General features: G+C 58.6%; 23 protein-coding genes. 13 read left to right on the top strand and 10 right to left on the bottom strand.

Going from position 1 to position 25861, the window contains the following annotated elements; translation table 11 throughout:
• The first annotated feature begins 147 nt into the window (after window positions 1-147).
• On the top strand, window positions 148-720 hold the full coding sequence (locus VGR81_03775) for a DinB family protein (protein ID HEV2288052.1): 573 nt from the start codon (window positions 148-150) through the stop codon (window positions 718-720).
• A gap of 55 nt (window positions 721-775) precedes the next feature.
• Complete coding sequence (locus VGR81_03770; GenBank protein ID HEV2288051.1) at window positions 776-3259, top strand: 2-oxoglutarate dehydrogenase E1 component; 2484 nt, start codon at window positions 776-778, stop codon at window positions 3257-3259.
• Between the two features lie 51 nt (window positions 3260-3310).
• Here the strand turns inward: VGR81_03770 and VGR81_03765 are convergent, their stop codons facing one another.
• From VGR81_03765 to VGR81_03750, 4 genes are all read right to left on the bottom strand, one after another.
• On the bottom strand, window positions 3311-4330 hold the full coding sequence (locus tag VGR81_03765) for a class I SAM-dependent methyltransferase (GenBank protein ID HEV2288050.1): 1020 nt from the start codon (window positions 4328-4330) through the stop codon (window positions 3311-3313).
• Window positions 4331-4422: 92 nt separating this feature from the next.
• Complete coding sequence (locus VGR81_03760; protein ID HEV2288049.1) at window positions 4423-5109, bottom strand: hypothetical protein; 687 nt, start codon at window positions 5107-5109, stop codon at window positions 4423-4425.
• 93 nt (window positions 5110-5202) lie between these two features.
• The gene (locus VGR81_03755) at window positions 5203-6657 is read right to left on the bottom strand and encodes an amidohydrolase family protein (GenBank protein HEV2288048.1); all 1455 of its coding nucleotides are present in this window, start codon (window positions 6655-6657) and stop codon (window positions 5203-5205) included.
• 28 nt (window positions 6658-6685) lie between these two features.
• On the bottom strand, window positions 6686-7780 hold the full coding sequence (locus VGR81_03750; protein ID HEV2288047.1) for a hypothetical protein: 1095 nt from the start codon (window positions 7778-7780) through the stop codon (window positions 6686-6688).
• Window positions 7781-8084: 304 nt separating this feature from the next.
• On the opposite strand from VGR81_03750, the gene VGR81_03745 reads away from it, so the two are divergent.
• Complete coding sequence (locus tag VGR81_03745; GenBank protein HEV2288046.1) at window positions 8085-9854, top strand: HAMP domain-containing sensor histidine kinase; 1770 nt, start codon at window positions 8085-8087, stop codon at window positions 9852-9854.
• A gap of 28 nt (window positions 9855-9882) precedes the next feature.
• On the opposite strand, the gene VGR81_03740 is transcribed toward VGR81_03745, so the two are convergent.
• Window positions 9883-11052 (bottom strand): P1 family peptidase, encoded by a 1170-nt coding sequence (locus VGR81_03740; GenBank protein HEV2288045.1) that lies wholly within the window; start codon window positions 11050-11052, stop codon window positions 9883-9885.
• 124 nt (window positions 11053-11176) lie between these two features.
• Here VGR81_03740 and VGR81_03735 point away from each other — a divergent pair, with 124 nt between their 5' ends.
• Window positions 11177-11407, top strand: a complete 231-nt coding sequence (locus tag VGR81_03735; protein HEV2288044.1) for a type II toxin-antitoxin system HicB family antitoxin — start codon at window positions 11177-11179, stop codon at window positions 11405-11407.
• Window positions 11408-11778: 371 nt separating this feature from the next.
• Here VGR81_03735 and VGR81_03730 read toward each other — a convergent pair whose 3' ends face one another.
• Window positions 11779-12459 carry a hypothetical protein gene (locus VGR81_03730; GenBank protein ID HEV2288043.1) on the bottom strand — a complete coding sequence of 227 codons (681 nt, stop codon included), beginning with the start codon at window positions 12457-12459 and terminating at the stop codon, window positions 11779-11781.
• A gap of 433 nt (window positions 12460-12892) precedes the next feature.
• On the opposite strand from VGR81_03730, the gene VGR81_03725 reads away from it, so the two are divergent.
• From VGR81_03725 to VGR81_03705, 5 genes are all read left to right on the top strand, one after another.
• Window positions 12893-15157 carry a M20/M25/M40 family metallo-hydrolase gene (locus tag VGR81_03725; GenBank protein HEV2288042.1) on the top strand — a complete coding sequence of 755 codons (2265 nt, stop codon included), beginning with the start codon at window positions 12893-12895 and terminating at the stop codon, window positions 15155-15157.
• A 126-nt stretch (window positions 15158-15283) separates the two neighbouring features.
• Window positions 15284-16681: a tryptophanase gene (locus tag VGR81_03720; GenBank protein ID HEV2288041.1), complete on the top strand. Its 1398-nt coding sequence runs from the start codon at window positions 15284-15286 to the stop codon at window positions 16679-16681.
• A gap of 129 nt (window positions 16682-16810) precedes the next feature.
• The gene (locus VGR81_03715) at window positions 16811-17461 is read left to right on the top strand and encodes a deoxynucleoside kinase (GenBank protein HEV2288040.1); all 651 of its coding nucleotides are present in this window, start codon (window positions 16811-16813) and stop codon (window positions 17459-17461) included.
• Between the two features lie 172 nt (window positions 17462-17633).
• Window positions 17634-17855: a hypothetical protein gene (locus tag VGR81_03710; protein HEV2288039.1), complete on the top strand. Its 222-nt coding sequence runs from the start codon at window positions 17634-17636 to the stop codon at window positions 17853-17855.
• Window positions 17855-18364, top strand: coding sequence for a hypothetical protein (locus VGR81_03705; protein ID HEV2288038.1), 510 nt, complete (start codon window positions 17855-17857; stop codon window positions 18362-18364). Before VGR81_03710 ends, VGR81_03705 begins: the two co-directional genes overlap by 1 nt.
• A gap of 951 nt (window positions 18365-19315) precedes the next feature.
• On the opposite strand, the gene VGR81_03700 is transcribed toward VGR81_03705, so the two are convergent.
• Window positions 19316-19819 (bottom strand): carboxymuconolactone decarboxylase family protein, encoded by a 504-nt coding sequence (locus VGR81_03700; protein HEV2288037.1) that lies wholly within the window; start codon window positions 19817-19819, stop codon window positions 19316-19318.
• A gap of 95 nt (window positions 19820-19914) precedes the next feature.
• On the opposite strand from VGR81_03700, the gene VGR81_03695 reads away from it, so the two are divergent.
• The 3 genes from VGR81_03695 (at window position 19915) to VGR81_03685 (ending at window position 22263) form a co-directional block, all read left to right on the top strand.
• On the top strand, window positions 19915-20385 hold the full coding sequence (locus VGR81_03695; protein ID HEV2288036.1) for a DoxX family protein: 471 nt from the start codon (window positions 19915-19917) through the stop codon (window positions 20383-20385).
• A gap of 2 nt (window positions 20386-20387) precedes the next feature.
• Window positions 20388-21296 (top strand): sigma-70 family RNA polymerase sigma factor, encoded by a 909-nt coding sequence (locus VGR81_03690; protein ID HEV2288035.1) that lies wholly within the window; start codon window positions 20388-20390, stop codon window positions 21294-21296.
• Window positions 21297-21510: 214 nt separating this feature from the next.
• The gene (locus VGR81_03685; GenBank protein ID HEV2288034.1) at window positions 21511-22263 is read left to right on the top strand and encodes a PEP-CTERM sorting domain-containing protein; all 753 of its coding nucleotides are present in this window, start codon (window positions 21511-21513) and stop codon (window positions 22261-22263) included.
• Window positions 22264-22532: 269 nt separating this feature from the next.
• Here VGR81_03685 and VGR81_03680 read toward each other — a convergent pair whose 3' ends face one another.
• The 3 genes from VGR81_03680 to VGR81_03670 all read right to left on the bottom strand — a co-directional run bounded on the left by VGR81_03680 (window position 22533) and on the right by VGR81_03670 (window position 25155).
• On the bottom strand, window positions 22533-22976 hold the full coding sequence (locus VGR81_03680) for a tetratricopeptide repeat protein (GenBank protein HEV2288033.1): 444 nt from the start codon (window positions 22974-22976) through the stop codon (window positions 22533-22535).
• A 341-nt stretch (window positions 22977-23317) separates the two neighbouring features.
• The gene (locus VGR81_03675; GenBank protein ID HEV2288032.1) at window positions 23318-24079 is read right to left on the bottom strand and encodes a LytTR family DNA-binding domain-containing protein; all 762 of its coding nucleotides are present in this window, start codon (window positions 24077-24079) and stop codon (window positions 23318-23320) included.
• On the bottom strand, window positions 24067-25155 hold the full coding sequence (locus VGR81_03670) for a histidine kinase (GenBank protein ID HEV2288031.1): 1089 nt from the start codon (window positions 25153-25155) through the stop codon (window positions 24067-24069). The genes VGR81_03675 and VGR81_03670 overlap by 13 nt, the downstream gene beginning before the upstream one ends.
• A gap of 191 nt (window positions 25156-25346) precedes the next feature.
• Between VGR81_03670 and VGR81_03665 the strand changes: the two genes are divergently transcribed.
• A complete protein-coding gene (locus VGR81_03665; GenBank protein HEV2288030.1) occupies window positions 25347-25826 on the top strand; it encodes a nuclear transport factor 2 family protein in 480 nt (159 codons plus the stop codon).
• The last annotated feature ends 35 nt before the right edge of the window (window positions 25827-25861 follow it).

Here is a 25861-nt window from a genome sequence, read left to right as displayed (position 1 = left end):
ACGGCCTCCATTCTGCTTCGATTCGGATTGCAAAATTTGCTGGCCGGATTATCCGCCCGCAGGCCGCGATGCGCAAGTGAAGTGGCAGCGTATTTGCCCGGTTGCCCCTTCGTTGACCCGCACGTCGCGCCGTCTTAAAATGAATTCATGAATCGTAAACGGTCTCCCAAGAAGAAAGCCTCGCGCCGCGCAAAACCTTCAGCTCCGAAGCAAGCCGCGTCGGCGCGTTCCTCAAATTCCATCGACGACAAAACTCTGCGCGCGCTTCTCGTCAAGCTGCTTGAAGGCGGTGGCGCGCACATAAAGCCGGGCGAGGCGCTCGCGGACTTCCCCGAAGCAAAGCGCGGCATTCGCGCTGGCAATTCGCCGCATACGGCATGGCAATTGTTCGAGCATCTGCGTATCGCTCAGTGGGATATTTTGGAATTTTCGCGGAATGCAAGGCACGTCTCGCCGAAATTCCCCGAAGGCTATTGGCCTTCCTCGGAGATGCCGCCGAGCGCGACGGCCTGGGAAACGAGCGTGAAAGCCTTCGGCCGCGATTTGCAGGAAATGCAGGAGCTTGTCAGCAATCCGAAAACGGATCTTTTCGCGCGCATCCCGCATGGCGATGGCCAGACGATCCTTCGCGAGGCGCTGGTCCTCGCCGATCACAATTCATATCACCTCGGCCAGTTGGTTCTGCTGCGCAAGATGCTGGACGCATGGCCCGCGGCGTAGAAACAAACGAATTTCTTGTAATCATCCTTGATTCAAATTCCAAAAGGGATTCGAAGTGAAAAACAAATCAGTCATCATCGAAGCAAACTCGGCAATCGACGAAAAACGCGAAGCCGCGTTTGACGCTTTTCGCCGCTGGGGATATCTCGAAGCCGATCTCGACCCGCTCGGCGATTTCGCGCCGCTTCCTGTTCCGGAATTGGAGCAGCTTTCGGGCGACGCTGCCGGCGAAGCGCGGAAAATCTACTGCGGCGCCATCGGCGCCGAGTTCATGCACATTCTCGATGCCGACCGCCGCCGCTGGATTCAGGAGCGTCTCGAATCTTCCGCTCCGGAACCGGATCGCGCGCGCATTCTCGAACGCATCGTCCGCGCGGAATTGTTCGAACACGTCGTCCAGAGCCGCTATCTCGGTAACAAACGATTCTCGATCGAAGGCCTCGCCGCTGCGATTCCCCTTCTCGACGAAACGCTCGGCGCCGCCGCGGAAAATGGCGCGCAGGAACTTCTCCTCGCCATGAGTCATCGTGGCCGCCTGAACGTGATGATTCATATCGTCGGCCGCCCTGCCGAAGACGTTTTCGCGCGCTTCGAGGAAATCGACGCGCGCAGCGAATTGGGCGGCGGCGACGTGAAGTATCACATCGGCGCAACGGGCGAATATACGACGCGCAGCGGCAGCACCGTCGGTATTCATCTGGTTTCCAATCCCAGCCATCTCGAAGCCGTAGACCCCGTCGCGCTCGGTCGCGCCCGCGCCAAGCAAACCCGCCGCGGCGAAAACGGACCCAGAGAAATTCTTCCTATCGTTATGCACGGAGACGCGGCTTTCGCCGGTCAGGGCATCTGGGCGGAAACGCTGAATCTCCTCATGATTAATGGATTTTCCATCGGCGGCAGCGTGCACATCATCATGAACAATCTCATCGGCTTCACTGCCGTGCCGTCCGAATGCCAGTCCTCGCGCTTCGCTTCCGATTTGGTGAAGCGCATGTCCATTCCGATTTTGCACGTGAACGCCGAAGATCCCGACGCCGTCGTTCGCGTCGCGCGCATCGCCATTGACTATCGCTACGCATTCCAAAGCCCGGTTCTCATCGATTTGATCGGCTTTCGCCGTTACGGCCACAGCGAAATTGACGACCCCACCATCACGCAGCCTCTCCGTTACCGCAAAATCCAAGCGCATCCGCCGCTGTGGAAGCTCTATGCCGAAAAAACCGGCGCTGACCCCGCAGCCACCGTCGAACAGGTCCGCCAGGAATTCGAGAACGCGCAGAAAAACGCCGTCGCGCTCGAAAAAACTCCGCGCATGCGCCAGCTCCCGCCTTACTGGCAAAATTACGAGGGCGGCCGCTACAAATCCGATTTCGAAGTGGATACGGGCGTCTCGCCTGAAACTCTGCGCGAAATCACCGCGAAGCTCACCACATATCCCGACAGTTTCGCCATTCACCCGAAAGTGAAAAAACTGCTCGAACAGCGCGCCGCGATGGGTGCGGGAAAATCCGCTGTCGATTACGGAATGGCTGAAGCTCTCGCCTTCGGTTCTCTGCTGATGCAGGGCACGCCCGTGCGCCTCAGTGGCGAAGACAGCAAGCGCGGCACGTTCAATCAGCGCCACGCCGTGCTCATCGACACGCAAACCGAAAACGAATTCATCCCGCTCGCGAATCTTTCGTCCGATCAGGCGCGTTTCGAGGTTTACAGCACGGCTCTTTCCGAAGCCGGCGTGATGGGATTTGAATACGGATTCAGCCGCGATTATCCGGAGACGCTCGTGCTCTGGGAGGCGCAGTTCGGCGATTTCGCCAATGGCGCGCAGGTCGTCATCGATCAATTCATCGCCGCTGGCGAAGACAAATGGAATCTGCTATCCGGCTTGGTCCTTCTTCTCCCGCACGGTTACGAAGGTCAGGGCCCCGAGCATTCCAGCGCCCGCGTCGAACGCTATTTGCAGCTTGCCGCGCGCGACAACATGCAAATCTGCCAGCCTTCCAACGCCGCGCAGTATTTCCATCTTCTGCGGCGCCAGGCGCTGCGCCGCTGGCGCAAGCCTCTGGTCGTCTTCACGCCCAAGAGCATGTTGCGCCATCCTGCGGCTTCTTCGCCGATTGAAGATTTCTCCGCGCCGCGGTTTCGGCCCGTTCTTCCTGACCGCGAAGTCCAGCAGGCCGAGCGCGTGCTTCTCTGCACCGGCAAAATCGGTCATGAGCTCGCCCTGGAACGCAAGCGCCGTCAGGACTCTTCGACCGCGATCGTTTTCCTCGAGCAAATGTACCCCTTCCCGGAGAAAGATCTCGAGGCTGCCATCGCGCGGCATTCCTCCGCGCACGACTTTGTCTGGGTGCAGGAAGAGCCTGCCAATATGGGCGCGCTCAATTTCATGATGCCGCGTCTCACGCGCATTTTGCGCGGACGCCCGTTGCGCTCCGTGAAGCGTTCCGCCAGCGCCAGCCCCGCGACAGGCTCGGCGAAGGCTCACGAGCTCGAGCAGAAGACTTTGCTCGCTCTCGCTTTCGGCACGGGGAAATCCTGACCGCAGCTTTAGTCTGTCGGAAAAGGCCTTCGCTTCGGGCGCCTTCCGAATTTATTTTCGGGAAATGATTACGCCGTGCGTCGAAGGAAGAACACGCAGCTCGTTCTCCGCGAATCCCGCTCTGCGAAACATCTGCTCGTATTCTGCAAACGTATAAGCGTCTCCGCCAGCCGTTGTTGCCAGCACAATGACGCCGAATGCAGCGGGAAACGGCGGTGAAATGCGGTCCTCATTGGGAATAAATTCAAGGGTAACGGCGCGTCCGCCGGATTTGAGAGCGGCATGCGTCTTGCGCATGAACTTCTCAATCGCCGCCGGATCGAAGTGGTGCAGAAAATTTGCCAGCAGGACGAGATCGTAATCCGAACCGAATTCCACTCGAAACGCATCGCCGGGAATCGCGTGAAATCGCGAAGATACTCCCGCTCTTTCCGCATTTTCCTTGGCCACGTCCAGGACTCCGGACCAATCGACAGCGTAAATCTCCGCGTTCGGATTATGCCGCGCTACCGTCACGCCAAACATTCCGTGGCCCGCGGCAATATCCAGCACTTTGCACTTCGCAGCGGGATCTACTCCGATCACTTTCGCCACCGTTTCCGCCATGAGCCCCTGCAGTGGCGCCATCGAGCGCGCAAACTCCACCCACATGGGATGGTCCGGAGCCATCGAGCCTTCCGGTCCCATCATTGTCCCGCCTTTGCGTACGGCCTCCACAAGTCTGTCGAATTCCCCTCGGATGAAAGGCGACGTAAGGAAACCAGTGCATGCGCCGATGTACGTATGCGACCGGCGATCGAGAAACACCGCGGCGTCCGGCGCAAGTCCGTACCCCTTGCCGCTCTTCGTCAAAAAGCCATGCACGACGAGGTAATCGCACAAAATCCGCACCCCCCGCTCCGACGCCTGGCAGCGCGACGCAATCACCGCAGCCATATCCGCGCCGCCGCCGATAGCCGTGAAAATCTCCAACTCGATTGCCGCCTTCAGAGCCGCCGTCAGTTGATATCCGTTGAGCGCCTGAAAAATTCGCTCCGGCGTGGGCCGTTGCGTTTGACCGGGATCACTCATATTTGTCCTTTCAGCGAATCTCAAATTATGCGCCACATCTCAGCCTCGGGCAACGAACGCAAATTCCGAACTCGAATCCTCAGGCTTGTCATTTACCACGATGCGTCCGAATGCGTGTAGCCGCCAAAATACCAGCGAACCCCGACCGTGTTGTAGATTCCCAGCGGCTCTTTGTTTGGTCCCGAGTCATATACACCTAAACTTTTGTCAAACGGGCTGAACGAAGTGACGCCGTGATTTGTGATGCGCAGCTCGAAATGCTTCGGCAAATCGATCGCTAATCCCATCGTGCGCTCCACCGCCAGCGGCGCCATCGAATACGTGTAGTTCACCTGAGGGATGTTGTCGCCGAAGAAAAAATTCGGCTGGATGAAAAGATACGCGTGCCGCAGCGGCGTCCGCGCGAACGGTTGAATTTCCAGATAGCCGCCCATGATGTAGCGCGCAAATGCCGAGCAGGTCGGCTGCGGCTGGTTGCAGCGCCCCAGGTCCGGCTCGTTGTGCGGCGGCGCGATTTCGAAATCCGTGTAGCCGCGGATAAATCCCTCGCCGAATAGCAACCGTCCTTGCGAGCTTTTCTGCGGAGATGGCTTCTGTGAGCTTAGTTGCACCTGCGGCGCCTGTCCTTGCACTTGGTCCTGCTCCTGTGACTGGCTTTGTGCTTGCGCCACAGCGCCGCCGCAAAGCATCAGCGCAATCCCCAGCGAAAACGCAAGCGAGCGAACGAAGCGCCGGAACGCATCGCCGCAATTGTGGTTCTTCATTGGAAACGTTTGCATGCAACTCCCCCTGTTGACGGATTGAGATTCAGTCGTGCGGAGTGACGATAGCAATGATGATCGTGATGATGACGAATCGGCGCCCTTCCAGAATCAGTGCAGTCCCACGGTTCCGTGAACGGATGCAATCAATTTCGCGGAGTCGTAACCGATTCCGTTCTTGAAAACGAGCTCGGTCTTTTCGATGTCCTCGATTTTCGCAGAGGGATCCCCGTCAATCACCGCCAGGTCCGCATTCTTGCCCGCGGCCAGCGTTCCGATGTGCTCATCCTCGCCCAGAAACCGCGCGCCATTTTCCGTGTAAATGTGAATCGCTTCCGCGGGGGTAAATCCCGCCTCGACCAGAAGCTCCATCTCGCGCTGATCCCCGAACCCCGCCAGATCGCCGCCGTATCCCGTTGGATCTTCGCCCGCGAGCAACACTCCTCCGGCCTTCACGAAATCTCGCTCGAATTGCATTTCCTTCTTCAGCAGCCCCGGCCACGGCGAGTTCGTGCTTTGCCCGATTTGTGCGCGTGTCGCAAGGTAGGAAATCGCCGCTTCCGGAAGCATCGCGTCAATCACGCGCTGCTCAAGCGGCGGCTGATTCGGCGAAACCGTTTCGAAAATCACGATCGTCGAAGTCACCGCCACGTGATGCGCCACAAGATCGCGTATCGTTCCCTGCATCGGCGCGCCTTCCGCGTCGATTCCCGCGAGCGTCTGTGCGGTCACTTGCTGCGACGGGCAAACATCCGGCGTTTTCCCGGGATCAAACTCCGTATCCACCATCAATCCATGCTCTAGGTCGTCGATTCCCAGCGCCGTGGCTTCCTTGAACCCAATCGAACAGAGATGTCCGGTCACTTTTATGCCGCGCTTGTGCGCTTCTTCAATCGCCGCGCCCAGTTCCGCCCGTGTGATGTGCATATACGCTTTGAACGAAGTCACTCCCTCATCCGCCCAAAAATCAACCGTCCTGCGCGCGTCCTCCGGCCCCGTAAGCTGGTGCATCTGCGGCGTGAACGCTCCCGCGCCCTCGAGATACGGGCCTGTGACATAAATATTTGGCCCCGCCAGTTCGCCCGCATCAATCAGTTTTTTCAGTTCCAGATCCGTGTACGGCTCGATGCTCCCCGTCGTCCGCATGGACGTCACGCCATTCGCCAGATACAGCCGCGGAAAACTGAATCCCATTTCGTTGTACATCGCCACGGCCGTTCGCCCGCCCGAAGGATAGAACAAATGCTCGTGCATCCCGACGAGGCCGGGAATCACCGTCTTGCCTGTAAGATCAATCTCCTGTGCACCGCTCGGAACCGCAGCGCTCGACGAGTCGCCGACCGACTGAATTTTGCCGTCCGCAATCACGATGGTTTGGTCCGTCCGCGCCGCCGCGCCTGTACCGTCGATCACGCGCGCGTGCGTAAGCGCCACCACCGGCGCACTCACTTTCACGAATTCGCGCACGCCCGGCGCGAGCTTGCTCGCGTCTTGCGCCGCAAGCGGCGTCGCCGCAGCACACAAAAGAAATCCCGCCATCGCGAAACATGCGGCAAATTTTCTCATCGTTTCATCCTCTCAAAAATTTCGCGGCTCATTGCGCTTCGGAATTGTGCGCGAAGCACCAGTCGACGAATGGCGAACCGAAGCGGTCCGCAACCGCCGCGGGAATGTCCGCTCGGTCCAGCTTTTCAAACGTAAAATGAATCTCTCCATTCGCCTGCACATGCCCGAGCAGATATCCGTAGACATTCGTCTCCGCCGCGTCGGCATCTTTCGCATCTGTCGGCAGCGGATAGCGCACCGCGCCCGCCGTGCCTACAATCCATCCCGGCAGGACGCCGCCGTTCTTCCGCCAGTAATCGCTATTGAAAATGTTCGCCATGTAGAAATGCGAATGGCTTGCCAAAATGTATACATGCTTATGCGCAACGTTCTGCGCCCCGAGCAAATCCGCATACGCGCGCTGCCCGCTCGCAATCCCCACCGGCGACTCGTTCATGCTATGCCCCGAGGACAGGCTCTCCGGCAGGGCTTCATGCATTCCCACAACGATCGTGCGTATTTCCGCGTCCGCTTCGTCGCGCTTCAGCACACTCTCGAACCATTTCATTTGCGCGCGGTCGAATTGATCCGCTGAAGCGTTATCGAGGTTGATGAAATCCACGCCGCGCTCCTGCCAATGGTAATAGGTTTCGAGTTTGTGATTCGCGGGATCGTCTCGCAGCCGCTGCTCGCGCAGCACCGGCATGTCCAGCCAGTCGGCGAATTGTTCGATGAAAAGATCCCGCGTCATCGGTGGAATCGTTTCGTGGTTGCCGATGCCCAGAAAATAAGGCTCCGCGCCGAACGCATTGATCTGGTTGGCGATGAAATCCGGCCAGGCGGCCTGCTCGTATTGGATGATGGTCATCGGATGCGCGACGTGCTCGGGCTCATGCTGCATGTCCTCGTCGAAGTCGTAAATCTTGCGCAGATCGCCCAGGTGCCAGTAGAAAGCCGCGTGATGGGCAATTACGCCAGCCGCAATCGCCGGCACCACCACGTCGCCGCAATTCCGTGAATCGCCCGACGCCGCGAAACTCCATTCGCCGGATTCGTTCTGCGCCTGCGAGTTCCTCGCCGCCAGAAAAATGCAGAATGATGCCGCCGCCAACAGCAAAAAAAAGATGCCAGCTCGCCGAAACATGATTCCTCCACGGAAAATCGCCTAAGGTCTGCGCCGAAAACGCATGCACATTCCTTCGCCCCATTTCGCCCAAAGAGCGCCGCCATTTTGCTCCAAGCCGTTCGCGCTGGCAACTGGAATACGTGTGAAAAAACCGCATTTGGCGCTACAATTCGCCGCAAATCCCAGCTCGCGGTCCCGGTACATCGGCTCGATTTCCCGGAGGAGCGCAGTTCTATTAATTGATTGGCTCCCGTAACGCAAGGTGCAAAACGTGCTCGCCGATAGCCATGCTACGCTAGGAGAGCTTCTCTTTAGGCCGCAAATGAAACTGGCGAAATCCACGTGGATAGTTGTCGCCGCATGGGCTGTATTTGTCGGCGGCTTCGCCCTTGTTTCTCTTTTGACGCCTTCCGGCGACTCCCGGAAGGCCTTCGCCGATATCACCTTGTGCATCGTCCCGCTTTTCGCCAATGCCTGCTTGCTCTGGAATGCTTCTTCTCCTTATCCTCGCCAGAATAATTTCTGGATGCTCCTGGCCTTTGGCTGCACGCTTTGGCTCGCCGGAAGGCTGATTTGGACCTATCAGGACCTCGTCCTTCACACTCCAGCCGGCTCATCTTCCCCCATTGACATCATTTTTTTCCTGCACGTTGTGCCGCTGATGGCCTCCCTGGCTCTTCTGCCGCACTCTTCGAAAATGCGCGAATCCTTGCGCTATGGCTATCTCGACCTTCTTCTTCTTGGAGTTTGGTGGACGTTCCTCTACTTGTTCCTCGCTTTCGCGTGGGCGCAGGATCCAACTCACATCGCCTTGAACCGCATTCGTGACCTTCAGGTCTATGGCCTGGCGAACCTCGTTTTTCTCTTCGGCGTCGGCATCCTGGCTCTTCGCGCCAAGCCCGGCTGGCGCGGCGTCTACGGAAATCTTTTCGGCGCCTCTGCGATGTACGTCGCCGGCATGTCGCTCACTGTCATGCCTACTTTCGAGGGCCGCTTTCATGCCGGCAGCATTCTGAACCTGCCCACCATCGCGGCCTTTGTGTGGTTCGGCACCACGGGCATTTTGGCGCATCGTGCAAATCTCTCGCCCGAAACATCGGACCGGCCCGCTCCCCCTCGCGATGCCCAGTGGCCTGCGCGCCTCGCGATTCTCTGCATTTTGACCATGCCTCTCATGGCCGCATGGAGCGAGTTCGCCAGCGACGCGCCGCTGCCCGTAAGGCGTTTTCGCCTTTTCCTCACTCTTCTCAGCATCGTCATGGGAACCGCCTTGCTCTTCTGGCGGCAGCAGTTGGTTGATCGTGAGCGCCTGAGCCTCATGAAGGGCCTGGAGGACTCTGTCGACAACTTGAAGCGCCTCCAAACGCAATTCGTCCAGGCCGAAAAGCTCGCTTCTCTCGGCCAGCTCGCCGCTGGCGCTGCGCACGAAATCAATAATCCTCTCACCGCAATTCTCGGCTATGCCGATTTGATTCAAGCCGATCCTATCGCCACCGACCGCTCTCGCAGTCTTGGCGAAAAAATCCGCGAGCAAGCTCGGCGCACAAAAGTTCTCGTCACCAATCTCCTCAGCTTCGCGCGCCAGGTGCCTGCCGAAAAACAGTTGCTCGACATCAAGTCCGTGCTCACCAGCGCGATCGAACTCCGTCAGCTCGACCTTCGCGACAAGCACATTCGCATCGAAGTGGAGAATCCATCCGTTCTTCCCGCTGTTCGCGGCGACCCCAATCAGCTTCTCCAGGTTTTCTACAACCTCATCAACAACGCCGTTGACGCCATGGAAACCGTCGGTGGCGGCGTCCTCACCGTCCGCACGCGCAGCGAGCGCGGCAGCGTCGTCCTCGATTTTTCGGATACCGGTCCCGGCCTGCGCGATCCCGAACGCGTCTTCGATCCCTTCTACACCACCAAGCCCGTCGGCAAAGGCACCGGCCTCGGTCTGAGTATCTGCTACGGAATCATTCAGGAACACGGCGGCCAGATTCGCGGCTTCAATCGCGCCGAAGGCGGCTGCACGTTTCGCGTCGCTCTTCCCGCCGTGCTCGCGCTCTTCCCGCAAATGGCCGGCGGCACTCCCGCGCATACGCACTAATGCCGCGATTCGCGCGCGAAATTCCGTCTCACGGATGAACGCCGTGCTCCGCCAGAATTTCTTTCAACCGTTCAATCGGCAGCGCTTCGATCACGTGGCCATCGCGTCCGGTGACCGTCGTCGCGCGCAGCAGCGAATTATCAATCGCTTCTTCCGTCGCTTCACTGGCAGCTTCAAACAGCGGCGATAGCGCTTCCTCCGAAAGACTCGCCGCCGCACTCCCCTGTGCATCGCCGGGAATTTTCGCCGTGGTCGAAAAAGCGATCACAAAATCTCCGCTCCCGTTGCTGCCCGAAGATCCCGCGCGCGCCAGCCCAAACGTCGCCCGCTTCCCGAGCCGCATCAACTGCCGCGCATCGAGCGGCGCGTCCGTCGCCACCACCATCATGCACGACCCATCCGCCGAATCGCGTTTCTCGCCATGCGCATCCGCCATGCGTCGCGGAGGCTGCAGTTCGCGATACACCGGCACGCCTGCAATCGTCAAATTCCCTCCGAAATTCGTCTGCACCAGCACGCCCACCGTGTAGCCGCCAACATTCGCAGGCAATCGCCGCGAACTCGTCCCGATTCCGCCTTTCCACCCAAACGCCACCGTGCCCGTTCCCGCGCCAACAGTTCCCTCCTCCACTGCTCCGCCGCGCGCCGACTCCAGCGCCTTCACGACATCCGCTGCCTTCACGTGCCGTCCGCGAATGTCATTCAGCCATCCGTCATTCGTTTCGCCCACCAGCGGATTGATCGACCGCACCTCCTCATTTCCCGGCAGCGCCAGCATCCAGTCCGTCATCGCCGCAGCCGCGTCCCACACGCTCAGCGTGTTCGTCAGCAAAATCGGCGTCTCGATCTGCCCGAGCTCGTTCACCTGCGTCGATCCCACCAGCTTTCCAAACGCGTTGAACACGTACACCGCGGCCGCGACTTTCTGCTGAAACATATTTCCCGCGTGTGGCAAAATCGCCGTCACTCCCGTGCGCACGTCATTTCCCTGAATGATCGTCGTCTGCCCCACTTCCACTCCCGCCACATCCGTGATCGCATCAAGCGGCCCCTGCTCATACACGCCGATGCCTATTCCCAAATCCCTCGCCCGCGGCTTCGTGTTCATCGCGCTACTCTCCTCTGTCTGCGCCAACGCAATTCCAGCGATCAGCGCCACCGCACAACCGAGCATCACGATTTTCACCGTTCTCATCATTTGCCTCTCCCGCGCCCGATTCTATTACCGTGTTCAATCGCTACTACTTGGAGCTGTTTCCAACTTGGCGGATAATATCGCACACGTATTAGGGCAATTGGAGCTGATAAGCTAGAATAGAAACATGAGCATCCGAGATTTTAAGGTTTTCCTCGAACCCGACGCGGAATATGGCGGTTACGTTGCCGTGTGCCCCTCAATCCAGGGCTGCTACTCGCAAGGAAAAACTGTCAACGAGGCGCTCGCCAATATTCGTGAGGCCATCGAATTGTGCCTCGAGGATATGGAAAGCCGGGGCGAAGAAATTGCCGATCCCAATAACGTGCTAATCGGCAGCGTCGTCATTGCCAAGTAATTCGCGAACCTTTCTACAACTTCGACGAAAACTCTTCCACGGTAAGCAAAGAATCACGCAGAATCCGCTTTAATGTGCCAAAGGCAACTTCGTCGTGCAACGGAACGGTTACTGGAAGTCTTCGCGGCTCGCGCTCATTCCGCAGGCGCACGTGACTCCCCTTTTGACGAACCGCCACATATCCACAACGCTCAAGGACACGAATCACTTCCGCCCCGGAAACCACCGGCAGCTTCACTTCTCGCCCTCGCCTGTGTAGCCGTCTTCCCGGAACTTTCCTCGCTTTGACACCGAAGTCTCCAGTTCGATCGTGAGCTTGTCCCCCTTCCAATCGCGCCCTACCACGATCCGACGTTCACGATAGGTTTTTTTTATTTTGCGTGGTTGTCCCTCGTTCTGTAGCCTTCCAACTTGTCAGTCAAAGCAAAAACAAAGTTCCGGTCATTCGCGTTCAGTTCCAAAACGTTTCCAGAGAGACTGAGTGTCAGTCTCACGCCACTCTCAAGCTCAATCGTCATGGAATTCGTTTGCCTTTGCTGGTTGTCAAGAGATGGCTCCGCGCCTGGAAGGTTTGTTTTTTTCTTACGTTGCGTAACATTGCGGGTCTTTGTCAAGAGGAGCGGATTCATTGGCACGCCCGAATACTTGGCAGCCTGTAGAAAAAAAGACTTAATCTTCTTGGTGGTCTCTCCAGTCTTTCCGTACTCCTCGAACACGTCATTTAGTTGCTTCGGCGTAGCCTTTGCGAGGTTGAGCGCGAAAAGCGCCGGATACGTCGTTTCTAGCAAGGGCCTTAGGAGGGACTTGCGGTGCTCTTTGTCTTCGACAATGGCTTTTAACGCAGCGGACGAACGGCCTTTGTCGTCCCTCAAGCCTAAGGCATCAAAGGCCATAAGAAGTTGGCTTCTAATTGCCCCTGAGTAAGTCGGCCAGACGGAGCTATCAATTTGCCCCGGCATGTTGCGTTCGAAACCCTCTATGGCAGAAAGAAAGGTTCGGAAGGGGACGTAAGGAACGTTCGGCTTGCTGCCTTCGCTGCTCTTGGTCGTCATCGTAGGTAACCTCGATGGACACTTTTACTGCAAGGACAGATATATTATGCGATATGCGATAAGGACTTGTCAAGAACAAAATCGCATAACCCCAGGCCTTGTTTTGATGCCTGCCCGTCAGCAATGCACCTGAGGAGGCACATGGTTGCGGTTTTGGGCAGCGGTTGCTTTGGTTTGTCTTCCCGACGAATCACGAGACAGAGCTGAGAGGGTGCCTCCTTCCGTGGTGCGTTGGATTCCAGAGGAAAGAGATCGCCCACTCAGCAACACAGAATTAGCCCGCCACTCGAATACCCCAAAACTATTGCGGCTGTGCCCCTGCTGCGTTACATTTCCCGTTTCGCGCTTCTGCGCTTTTCGCGAATGCGCGCAGTTTCATCGGGTCAAAACTCGCATCAGAATACCAATGCTCCCGAAGGGAAAATCCGCCGCCATGATAAAACGTTCCTGCTCCTTTCTTTTCGTCGCGATCTTCGCCTGCATCACTCCATCCGCATTCGCACAATCAGACTCCGGCAAAGTTCCCGGCTCGCTCGGCGACGACCTTCGCCAATTCGCCGAAACTCCGGCCGTTCCCGGCTATGAATCCGCGCTCGCCGCGGATATTCGCGGCCGCCTGAAATCTTTTTCGCCCCAATTGGATATAAAGTCCGACAATCTCGATGACGTTATCGTCACCATCGGCAGCGGCAGCCCCAAGCGCCTCATCGTCGCGCCCATGGACGAGCCTGGCTACGTTGTCGGTAACATCACCGACGACGGCTACATTCAGCTCCAGCGCCTCCCGCAGTTCGGTAATCTTCCGCTCTTCAACGAGCTCTATTCCGCGCAGCCCGTCGAAATTCAATCTGCCTCCGGCAAATGGATCCCCGGGGTCGTTGCCGGTCTTTCCATTCATCTCCTCCCCGGACGTCTCCATCCCCCCGATCCTTCCGACATCGAAAATATGTACGTTGACGTTGGCGCCAGTTCCGCTGCCGAAGTGAAGCGCCTCGGCGCCGATCTCCTGAGTCCCGTGGTCATGGACCGCACTCTCTTTTCGCTCGATAATAATTCCTATACTGCCGCTGCTGTCGGCGACCGCTTCGGCGACGCCGCTCTCGTCGATCTGCTGCGCCACATCGATCCTTCGAAAATCAATGGCACGCTGGTCGTCGCCTTTGCGGCCCAGCAATGGGCTGGCGCGCGCGGCCTCGAGCGTCTGATTGATGAAGAGAACCCCGACGAACTCATCTACGTCGGCCGCCTGACCGCTGCGCCGCCGATTCCCACCGAGCCTACGTTGCATCGCGGGCCGCGCCGCGATTTGGGCAGCGGCGTGCTCGTTGGTTCGCAGGATACGAGCGGAAATTTCTCTGGTTTCGCTCAGGACCTCAAATCTCTCGCCGATTCCAATCGAATTCCCATTGCGATGGATTTTTCCGGCGCGATGATGCCGCCGAGCTATCTTGCCCCGCCGAAGACTCCCGATAAAACCGCGCACCTCGCGATTGCCACCGCCTGGCCGGACACGCCTGCGGAAATCATCTCTGCGAATGACCTGATGGATCTGACGCATCTCCTCGAAGCCTACGCGCAAGGCTCGGTCGCAACCGAGCCCGCAACCAACAGCATTGCGTCGTCTCAGCCTGCCAGTTTGTGGGACACGCCGCCGACGAACGAACAGATCCTGAAGCATCTCGTCGAAACCTATGCCGTCAGCGAGCATGAAGCCCGCATGCGCGACGCGGTGAAAAGCCTGCTCCCGAAGTGGGCCAAGCCTGAAACCGACGACGCCGGAAATCTCATTCTTCAAATCGGCTCCGCTCCGCCTTCTGCTCATGTTCCCAGCATCATGTTCGTCGCGCACATGGATGAAATCGGCTACGTCGTTCAGGAAATTTTGCCCAATGGAAAACTCGCTGTCAGCGGCGGAGGCGGACTGCCCAATTATTTCCTGGGCCACGCCGCGCTGGTTCACACCATGAATGGCCGCGACATTCCCGCCGTGATGGAGCTGCCCGAAGGCTGGGACGAGCCCGGCTTCCAGTTTCCCCGCGGCCGCGGGTTGATGTATCGCGCCGACGTGGGCGCGCGTTCGCCTGAGGAAGTTGCGCAAATGGGCATCGCCGCCGGCGACTACATCACCATTCCGAAGAAATACCGCCGCCTCGCCGGCACACGCGCCAATGCGCGCAGCTTCGACGATCGCGTCGGCGACACCGCGCTGATTTCCGCCGCGTGGACGCTCGGGCCGAATCTGAAAGACCGCGACGTCACATTCGTTTGGTCCACGGGTGAAGAGCTCGGCCTCGTCGGCGCCGGCAAACTCGCCGCGCGGCTTGGCGCCGAAGGCAAAGCGCCGCAATACGTCTTCGCCATCGACACTTTCGTCAGCTCCGATTCTCCGCTTGAGTCCAAGCGCTTCGGCGACGCCAAACTCGGCGACGGATTCGTTGTCCGCGCCGTGGACAATTCCAGTATTGTTCCCCGCAAACTGGTCGAAAAAGTTGTTTCCATCGCTCGCGCCAATCATATTCCGGTGCAATACGGAACCACGGGCGGCGGCAACGACGGCTCTGCGTTTTTGCGCTACGGCTCGATTGACGTCGCGCTCGGCTGGCCCCTGCGCTATTCGCATTCGCCGGGTGAAGTGATCGACCTGCGCGATCTCGATGGCCTCGCGCACATCGTTGACGCGCTCTCGCGCAGTTGGTAGCGGCGCATTGCCTGCGTCAATGAGATGAATCGCGCGCTGCGCGAATTTCTTTGCGGCATTTCCCTGCCGCGATGCGATGCGGCGAAGCGCGCTTTCACTTTCGTCTTTCGCCTGAGATAATTGCTCATGCCCATCAAGACGATCATCGAGCCGTTTCGCATCAAGTCCGTTGAGCCGATTCGCGGCACCACGCGCCGCGAACGCGAGAAGCTTCTCGCCGCCGCGGGCTACAATCTTTTTCTCGTCGCTTCCGACGACATTTTGATCGATCTGCTCACCGACTCCGGCACGAACGCGATGTCCACCGAGCAGTGGGCCGCGATGATGCGCGGCGACGAGTCGTATGCCGGCTCGCCGAGCTTCCAGCGCTTTCGCAAGTCCATTCAGGCCATCATGGGATTCAAGCACGTGATTCCCACGCATCAGGGGCGCGCCGCGGAGCGAATTCTCTTCGGAGTGATGTGCAAAAAAGGCGACGTGGTTCCCAACAACACGCATTTCGATACGACGCGCGCGAATTGCGAATTCGTCGGCGCCGAAGCGCTGGATATTCCCATCGCCGAAGCGCGCGAGCCGCAGACGCGCCATCCCTTCAAAGGCAACATGGACACGGCGAAGCTCACTGCTGTGATCGACCGTGTGGGCGCGAAGCGCGTGCCGCTCGTGATGCTCACGGCGACGAATAATTCCGGCGGCGGCCAGCCCGTGTCGCTCGAAAACATCAAAGCGGTGAAGAAAATCTGCGCGCGCCACAAGATTCCGCTGTATATCGATGCGTGCCGCTTTGCCGAAAATGCGTACTTCATAAAACTCCGCGAACCCGGCTTTGCGAAAAGATCTCCGCGCGAAATCGCTCAGGAAATGTTTCGCCATGCCGACGGCTGTACAATGTCCGCGAAAAAAGACGGCCTCGCGAATATCGGAGGATTCCTCTGCACCAACAATGATTTGCTGGCACAGCAGGAAAAAGATTTGCTGATTCTGACGGAAGGTTTCCCCACATACGGCGGACTCGCGGGGCGCGATCTGGACGCCATCGCTGTGGGATTGAACGAAGCGCTCGACGAAGATTATTTGAATTACCGCATCGTCTCCACGGCGTATCTGGGCGATCACATTGCCGCGGAAGGCGTGCCGATTGTGCAGCCGCCGGGCGGGCACGCGATTTATATCGATGCGCGGGAATTTTTGCCGCACATTCCGCCGGCACAATTTCCCGGCGTAGCGCTGGCGGCGGAACTGTATATCGAGGGCGGAATCCGCTCCGTCGAAATCGGCTCGCTGATGTTCGGGAAGCGCGACGAAAAGGGCGTGGAGCATCCGGGACCGATGGACCTGCTGCGGCTGGCGATTCCGCGGCGCGTTTACACGCAATCGCACATCGACTACGTGGTCGAAGTGATCCTCGAAGTGTGGCGGCGGCGCAAAAAAATCCGCGGGCTGGAATTGACATATCAGGCGCCCTTCCTGCGGCACTTCACGGCGCGATTCCGGCCGGCGAGGATGCACAAAGGCGAGCGGTGATTTTGCATTTTGCTTTTTTGCGGGGCGCGTTTCCCGAAGCCGCGAACGGCGCGGCGTGAACGGGCGCGGTGCGCACTGTAAAGCGGAGTTGCCGCGCGGGCAACTTGCATTTGCTATAATGCCGCGTTCATGGCGGACCCGAAATTCAAGACGCCGCGCTATTTTGCGATCGAAGGGCCGATTCGCGTCGGCAAATCCACGCTGGCGAAAATTCTGGCGGAACGATTGCACGCGCGGCGCGTCTTCGATTGCGAAGATAATCCTTTCCTGAGCGCTTTCTACGACGAAAAACCGGGAGCGGCATTCGCGGCGCAGATGCATTTCCTGATGGAGCGGCATCAGCGGCTGGTGGAAATCGACCGGGAAAAAAACCCCGGGCCGGTGGTGAGCGATTTTCTTTTCGAGAAAGACAAAATTTTCGCCTACGTCAACCTGGACAACGAAGAGCTGAAGCTTTACGAGCGCTACTACGAAATGCTGGCGTCTTCGCTGACCATCCCCGACCTGGTGATTTATCTTCAGGCCAAACCGGAAGTGCTGAAGCGGCGCATCTCGAAAAAAGGCGCGCCGGAGGAATCGAACATTTCGCCGGAGTATCTGGAAACCATCGCGCAGGCATACGAGCATTTTTTCTTTCACTATTCGGCGTCGAATCTGCTGGTGGTGGACACGTCGGACATCGACTTCGTGGAGCGCAACCAGGATTTGCAGGAGCTGCTGCGGCGGCTGAAGCAGCCAGTGAAAGGCACGCAGTACTTCCTGCCCCTCGGCCCGGAATGAAACAACGGGACGCCGGATTTTTTTGCAGCGTGACGGCGGGCGCGGCATAAAAGCGTTCTCCCTCAAAATGCGCTGTGTCTGTCGATTAGAAATGAGCTCCGATCTTTGTTTTGAACGAGTTGCGTCCATTTCTAATTTTTCATAGGTCTGTCGATTAGAACTGGGAGGCGGGATGCTGGAGGCCAGAGATTCGCGAGAGAGCGGGGCCGAATTTTGGGATTTACGGGCAGCGGAGCCGGGACGGAGCGATGGAGCGGGAGCGGGTTTCGCGGATGTGATCCGGGAGGGATCGGAGATCATTTGCATGGGCGAGCGACGGGCAGTGCGGCGCGGGGCTGTGGATGTGGAAGAGTTGGCGGACTTCGCCGGTGGTTTGGTGATTGAGACGACGTGATGCGTGGTGGGCGGCTCGGTCCACTGGCCGCGTTCATTGAGGCAGGCGAGAGTGCGGACGGCGCGGAGAACCGCGAAGGCCGTGGGCGTCTTAATGAAACTGACCTCTTCGAGGACTTTTTCGACGACCGCGCGGAGGTTTTCGCGGCGGCGGACATCGAGTCCAGTGGTGCGAGCGTGACGGTAGATGACGGACTCGCCGCGCAAACCGTAGGATTCTTGAATCCAGGAGGCTCTGTTCCAGTCCAAGAAATCGTCCTCGATGGCCTGGCGATCCGGATGATTGCAGATCTGGCATTTGCGGCTGTGGCGTCCATTGCGTTCATGGCCCGCGACGCGGCGGGGATGGGGTTTGGATTTGCTTGGTTTGCGCGAGGACGGAGCAGCGGAGGGTTCGGCGAGCGGCGAACCGTCCTGGGCGAGAAGATCGTTTATTTTGGCGGAAAGGACAGAGGCGTAGCGTTCGTTGGCGGACTGAGGCGCCATTGGGGTTTCTCCTTTGAATTTTAATTTGGCTAGATTTCTAGCGATTTTCTGAGGCGGAAGGGTCGGTGGCCTAACGTTGCCCTTGGCCGGTGCTGCAAGCAATAATGTTGAACGATGTATACCAGAGTGTAAATGGTTTGTCAAGGGAAAAATGAGGAGATCGTGGGCTTGAGAGGGGTCGCTACGTGGTGAACGAATTGATCGTCACGCTGATCCGCAAAGGCGTGCTGACGGATAAAGAAGGAAAAGCGCTGTTGCTGAAATTGATGAGTTGAAGCGGGCTGGCGCCGTCTTATGCGGCTAGTTATGGTATAATCAAGGTGTTATGAACTCAGCATATCGAATGATTTTTGAATGCCCTAAGGGCCATCACAACATCAACTTAGAGCGGAAGTGCAGTACGTTGGTTTCAGCAGTGAACGTGATGAAGCTGTTTGGGAACGAGCAGCTGGCCTGCACAAGTCCCAACTGTGGCTGGCACGGCAAGGCGTCCAAGACCAAACTTCTCCGGGTCATGCCTTTCAACTGGATACTCTCTCCGGCGATTTAACGCGAGGTCCTTCGTACGCTCTGGGCATACGCTCTGGCACCTCTCTGGAAAGCGCCATCCTCGAACGGAAGGACTGTGAAAGGTCGAAGAACTATCCCGGGGCGAAGGGGAAGCTCGCCCCAGAGTTGGCGCTGCGCGTGAGAGACTCTTGCCCTCCGCTCTCTCAGCAAGCTGAAACCTAGCGCTTGCGTTCGAAATGCGAAGCGCAGGCTCGGGCGCAGCAAGCAGCGCCCCTACGAAAGCCGACGGCGATTTCCTGCCTGCGGCGGGCAGGCTCACCCCGAGGTGTTTGCGCGTTAGGAACTGAGCCGCGGCGAGGGCATCACGCCAGCCGCCTGGCGTACAGCAGAAATGCGGCGGCGCGGCGTGATGCGACGGCTGCGAGTCAATGCCCACGACGGTGCAACGCGACCCCGCACAGGCGATTAGCGCGAGGCGCTGGCGGTTTCGACCCATTTTTTCGCGGCGGCGTTCTTCATCCACTCGCCGGCGACCTGCCCGGTTGCGACATTCAAGCGATTCCAGACATTGATGGCGGCGATGTGGAGAAGCAGAGCGGCGAGAGCCTTCTCGTCATAGTGGCGCGCGGCTTCGGCCCAGACGTGGTCGGGGACAGGATCGGAACGGTCGCTCAAGCGCGTGACGGATTCGGCGAGAGCGAGAGCGGCGCGCTCGGCGTCAGTGAAATAAGGGGCATCGCGCCAGGCGGCAACGGTGTAGAGGCGCTCGTCGGTTTCGTCCATCTTCTTGAGATTGCGCGCGTGCATGTCCAGGCAAACGCTGCAGCCATTGATCTGGCTGGCGCGAAGATGAATCAGCTCGAAGGTGCGCGCGGGAACGCTGGAGGCTTCTGTGGCCTTGCCGAGAGCCATGAGAGCCTGTATGGCCTCGGGGTAAAACATCACCGGATGTGGCATTCTTGATTGCATGATTGGAATTCTCCTTGTCACAAAAATTGAAATCCGTTCGTCAATACCCTGACGAAGCACGGCGGGAAAATGTGACAGGCGCCAGCGGAAATTGGATGGGAATGGCGGAGGGCGGAACGGGCGAAGATGGGGCGTCCGAAGTGAAGGGAAGGGAGGGCGGCGTGAAGGCCAAGGAAATCGGTTACTGGATACTTACTGGATTGCTGGCCGCGGAATTGCTGACCGGCGGTGTGTGGGATGTGGCCCGCACGCACTACGTCGTTGGGGTGGTCACGGGCCTCGGATATCCCGTCTATTTGCTGCCGATCGTGGGGGTGTGGAAACTGCTGGCGGTTCCGGCGGTGCTGGTTCCTGGGTTTGGACGAATCAAAGAATGGGCGTATGCGGGAATCTTCTTCGAGATGAGCGGCGCGGCCGCCTCGCATGCCGCCTGCAGTCAGTGGACGGAAGCGATTGTGCCGCTGATCATCGCCGCGCTGGCGATGGCGTCATGGGCGCTGCGGCCGCCGAGGCGGACGCTGGGGGTTTTGTTCGCGGCGAACGCACGCGAAGGTGAAAGGATATGACCATGGGCGGGAATGAATGGCTGGCGGAACGGTTCGAGGAAAATCGCGGGCATTTGCGCGCGGTGGCGTACCGGATGCTGGGGTCGGGGGGCGAGGCGGACGACGCGGTGCAGGAAACGTGGCTGCGGCTGAGCCGGACGGACGTGAGCGAGGTGGAAAATCTGGGCGGATGGCTGACGACCGTGGCGGCGCGCGTGTGCCTGGATATGCTGCGGGCGCGCAATTCGCGGCGGGAGGAATCACTGGATGAGCCGGCGCCGCAAACGGCGGCGGTACGGGAGATTCCGGCGAAGAAGATGGATCCAGAGCAGGAGGCTGTGCTGGCGGATGCGGTGGGCGCGGCGCTGCTGGTGGTGCTGGACCGGCTGGAGCCGGCGGAGCGGCTGGCGTTTGTGCTGCACGATATGTTTGCCGTGCCGTTCGAGGAGATTGCGCCGATTGTGGGGCGTTCGGAAGATGCGGCGAGGCAACTGGCGAGCCGGGCGAGAAGGCGGGTACACGGCGCGGCGGCTCCGAGCGGAACGAGCGCCAGCCTGGCGGAACACCGGAAAATTGCGGAGAGTTTTTTGGGCGCGCTGCGCGCGGGCGATTTCAACGGGTTATTGAAGCTGCTGGATCCCGATGTGGTGGTGAGAGTGGATCATGCGGCGGGACGTCCAGGGGCTCCTCCGAGGGAGATTCGTGGCGCGGAGAATTGGGCGCGAGGCGCGATAGCGTACGCGCAGGCGATACGAATGCAGTTCACGCAGGCGGCGCTGGTGGATGGAGCGGTCGGGCTGGTGATGGCGCAGAATGGAAAGCTATCCCGTGCGATACGGCTCACCATTGAGCAAGGAAAGATCGCGCGAGTGGATATCGTGACGAATCCGGCGAGCGTGGAAAAGCTGGACGTGAGTGTGCTGGAGGATTGAGAGCGGCGCAAGCCGCGGCACGAAGAAGGAATCAGAAAACGAACATGGAGCAGACGCGCGCTGAGACTGCGCGCCGAGCGAGGTACGTGGCGGACACGACGTCACGTGATGCACGTCACTGATTTCTGCTATGGGTCTTCTCAAGATTACTGATGCGATTCTTGCGCGCTCTTCGTCGTGCAGACTGATTGGGGCGGCGCAAGGGAGAAGGTCAATGGCAAGGAAGATTTTTGTGGCAGTGGCGTGCATGGTTTTCGGCTTGATGATCGCGACGAACGATGCCTGGGGCGGGAGCGTTTCAACATCGGTGTATGCGGAGGCGGGAGCCATTACGACATGCACGGATAGCAGCAGCACTAACGCGTTCTGCAGCGTTGGATTTGCAGACGCCTTTGCGTCAGCCAAATATTTTGCGCATGATCATGAGTGGGAGCTTTCCCTCGGCGCAGATGCGACGTCTTCGCAGTCTTTCGGCGGCCAATCTTATGGTCTTGCCTCCGGATCGATAGATGATCTGCTGACGTTTACAGACAGCTCGCTAACGGGTCCAGCGTTCGCGGAATTCACATTTGGCATACAGTTCTCCAACAACTGCATTTACAGCAGCGCGGATGCTACTGCGGGCAACCAAACCGTGCCGCTGGCGTCGCTCAGTTATGGCGGCTCGGGAGTGGCCACATTCACAACGACAGCGCAACCCATCACTTTCGGATCTCCGTTTGATTTCGGAATGTCAGGGGATATTTCCTGCGGATCAAGCGGCCAGATCCTGGTGGATATGGTGCTGGAAGACGTGCTTGTCATGAATGCGAACGGGAATCCGATTTCTGGTGTGTCGCTCACCTCGGGGTCGGGTACGGTTTACCCGCTTGATTCGCGAAACATTGTGCCTGAGCCGCCGAGCCTCCTGTTGCTCGGAGCCGGAGCCCTGGGGATTCTAGCGGCGATTCGTTTCCGGATCGATTAAGTAGGCCGCGGAGCCGATCTTCCGGATTGGCATGACAATCTGGTTATGCGGCGGTTGATGCCCTGATGCGTATCCGTAAGGCCAGAGGAGGGGACGGGGGATGGGGGTGAAGCACCCGGGGCGAGGGGGGAACTCGCCCCGGGCTTCCCTGTGGGTTGGCTGCTTTGGGGAACCCGTAAAATTCGTTGCGAAAAGCGCCGGCGAACAGCCTATACAACAGAGAGCATGCTCGGGCGCAGCGAGCAAGCCCCTACGAAAGCCGCGGCTCGCTAATTGGGACGCGCGGCGCCGGAGAAATGATGACGCAGGCGGCCGAACATCCTGTTCAGCGGATGATTCCGGTGGAGGAAGGAAAACACCGGGTCGCGCCGAACCCCGATTCTTTCCAGCGCACGGCGGATGCGGAAATCGCGCCCCGCGGAAATCATGCCCTTTTCAAGGACAATGATGGCATCGGTCTTGCGCCCAGCCTGGTGATAAACCTCGGCGAGATTGAGGTAGAGCTGAGCGTGATTGCACTTGAGATTGAGGGCTTCGCGGCAGAGCGTCTCCGCGTCGGCGTACCGGCGGTCGGCCATGGCCGCCAATAAACCTGTGTAAGAGAGATAGAACGGGTTCTTGGGCGCTGCGCCCAATGCCCGGCGCGCGTGAGCCAGGGCGTCATTGGGATCACCGTCGCGCATGCGTTTGAGGCATTCCTTGAACTCCATCATTCCTGCGTCCACTGCCGCTGGCGCGCCAAGCACCGGCGCTGATTGCATCAGATAAGCCGTCTGGGCCATTGCCGCCGCTCCCTTAAGCCGCCCGCGCCACGTTGCGGCTGCGGGTTGCTTCCGAAATCTAATGCGAGACTAACGCTGACGCGGGATGGTTACTACTGCTCAGGGGGCCAGTTTTCGGTCAATGGGGCGAATTTGGCCGGGCGGACAGGCGAAAAAATGTCAGCGGGTTCAGAGGCGGAGTTTATTTGTTAAATTATTGATAAAAAACGAGTTATTTGTGGACGTGGGCGAGCAAATCAGGATGAGGCCGAGTCGAAAACAATTTTTGGCGCTTAGGCGGTTTTCTCCGCGTTCATCCACCTGGCGAGCTTGTCGGCGTGGGTGCGGCTGGAGCGGTGCTGCGAGCCGTCAGCCAGCTTGATGAGGTATTCGCGGTTGTCGATGGCGGATAGTTCCACGATGCGGTCCGTGCGCACGATGCGAGAACGATGGATGCGAAGAAATTTGGCCGGATCGAGTTTCTGTTCGAGCGAATTCATGGTTTCGCGCAAAAGATGCGAGCGACCACGGACGTGCAGCTCGGTGTAGTCTCCAGCGGCGGCGATCCAATCGGTATCTTCGGCGTGGACGATCTGAATGCGCGAGCCGATGCGCACGACGAAGCGCGAGGCGTATCTTTCGGAGTCGCGGTCGAGCATGCGGAGGATTCGCTCGGTCATTTGGAGCTTCGAGGCGGAATCGCCAAGCTGGCAAGCGCGGTTCACGGCGGCGGCGAAGCGCTCGTCGTCCACGGGCTTGAGCAGATAATCGAGGGCGTGAACTTCGAAGGCGCGCAAAGCGTGCTGCTCATAGGCGGTGAGAAAGATGACGCTGGGGAGATTTCCTTTGGGCAAAGCGCGAAGGACTTCGAAACCGTCCATGCCGGGCATTTGAATATCGAGGAAGATGACGTCGGGAGAAAGTTCAAGGATTTTCTCGACCGCGGACAAGCCGTCGGCACATTCGCCGACGATTTCGACATCCTTGAATTTTCGCAGGCGGAGAATGACGCCGCGGCGGGCCAAGCGTTCGTCGTCGACGATCAAGACACGCATGAGGCGGCCTCTTGCGACTGCGCGCGCTTGCGGTATGGCAGCTCTACCGTTACTTCGCAGCCTCCGGTTTCGGGCCACTGCAGCACGAATTTGTGGTCACTGGCATAGAGCGTCTGCAAACGCTCGGCTGTGTTGGCGATGCCGATACCGTCGGCGGGCTGTCTGCATGGCGCGAGGCGCGAGCTGGGCGGGCCAGAATTTTGGACTTTGATCTGCAGGTGCGCATCGTGAAGTTTGCTTTCGATGCGGATTGTTCCGCCCTCTACGACGGGGGCGACGCCGTGGCGGACGGCATTTTCGATGAGCGGCTGGAGCAACATGCTGGGAACAAGGGCGTCCAAAGTTTCCGGAGAGATGGCCATGTCCACGCGAAGGCGAGGGCCGAGTCGGGTTTGCTCGATGGCCAGATATTGTTCGGCGAAGGCAATTTCCTGAGAAAGCGGAGTTTCCGGCGCGGCTTCGGTGTCGAGAATCGTGCGGAGAAAGTCGCCGATCTGCGACAACATGCGCGTGGCCGCAGGAGGACTTCCTTCGAGAACGAGCGTGGATACGGCGTTGAGCGAATTGAACAGAAAATGCGGATTGAGCTGGTAGCGCAAGGCGCTGAGACGTGCATCGCGCACTTCGGCTTCGGCGCGCAGCAGCCTTTGTCTTTCGCGTATCGATTGCTGCCAGAGTTTGATGCTGAAATACAGGCTGCACCAAACAAAGAGATTAAACGTGGACTCTACAGAAGTTGTCAGCCAGCCAGTCCAACTCAGCGGATGGTGAAGAGTTGTCAGCCGTTGAATCACATAGGCGGCAGGGATTCCTGCAAGCAGCGACCAGACAAACGCGCGCATTTCGAGAGCGATCCATGAGTACGCATGGCCCATCAGGGAGTGGCAAACGGGACGCAGGAGAGAACTCACAATAAACAGCGAAATGAAAAATACCGTGTTCCCGCGCAGCGCTCCGGGCTGACGCAGAAAAGGAAGCAGGAGGATGGATCCCCACAGGTAGTAACAGACCCAGCCAACGATCTGGACAGTCCAGAACGTGGGAAAACCAAGATCGTCGCGCTTCAGCTTCCGCATAGCCGGTATTTTAGCTCACAAGTTTGGCTGAACGGGCGCGGCCTGGCGTTCAAAACCGTCGGTTCACCGCAAAAGGCGGGCTCGCCGCAGATCAGGCGAAGCAACCGGAGCCCTTCTGATTATGCTTCGCAGAGTTAGAGCTACATTTTGCAGACTAAAGAGGAGCGAACATGAAATTAGGAAGGCCGATCGTGGCGCTGTTCATCGTATTGGGAACGATTTCAATGCCTGCCGGACGCGCAATACCCCAAGCGGGGCCAACTGCGGAAAGCGTTCTGGCGGCAGAGGAAGGACTTGCGAAGGCATTCACGGAGAACAACGCGGACGCCATCCAGAGCTATCTGGTGGATAACTGGGCGGTCATTGACGCATGGGCGGAGATAAATGAGGGGAGTGGGATTTTCCCGAAGGGGATAAGGTCTGGTTTCCGGACCCTCAAAACGTTTGATATTTCAGAACCCCGAGTGCGCGTATACGGGGATGCAGCGGTAGTCACGTTCAAGCTACACCTCGCGGGCCAGTTTGCCGGGAAACCCTTCGATGTGATGGAACGCGAATCCGACGTATGGATTTGGAAAGATGGAAGGTGGAAGTGCGTGCTCAGTCACGAGACCTTGTTCCGGAAAGACGAGAAAAAATACGTGTGCACAGATGAGAAGGACGCGAAATAGGAAAAAATTGTGAGAGGCACACAATTCTGCGAGCA

This window comes from Candidatus Acidiferrales bacterium, assembly GCA_035934015.1.
Lineage (GTDB): Bacteria > Acidobacteriota > Terriglobia > Acidiferrales > UBA7541 > DAHUXN01.
The sequence above is the reverse complement of the archived record's forward strand: the minus strand, read 5'-3'. Positions and strand labels throughout refer to the sequence as shown.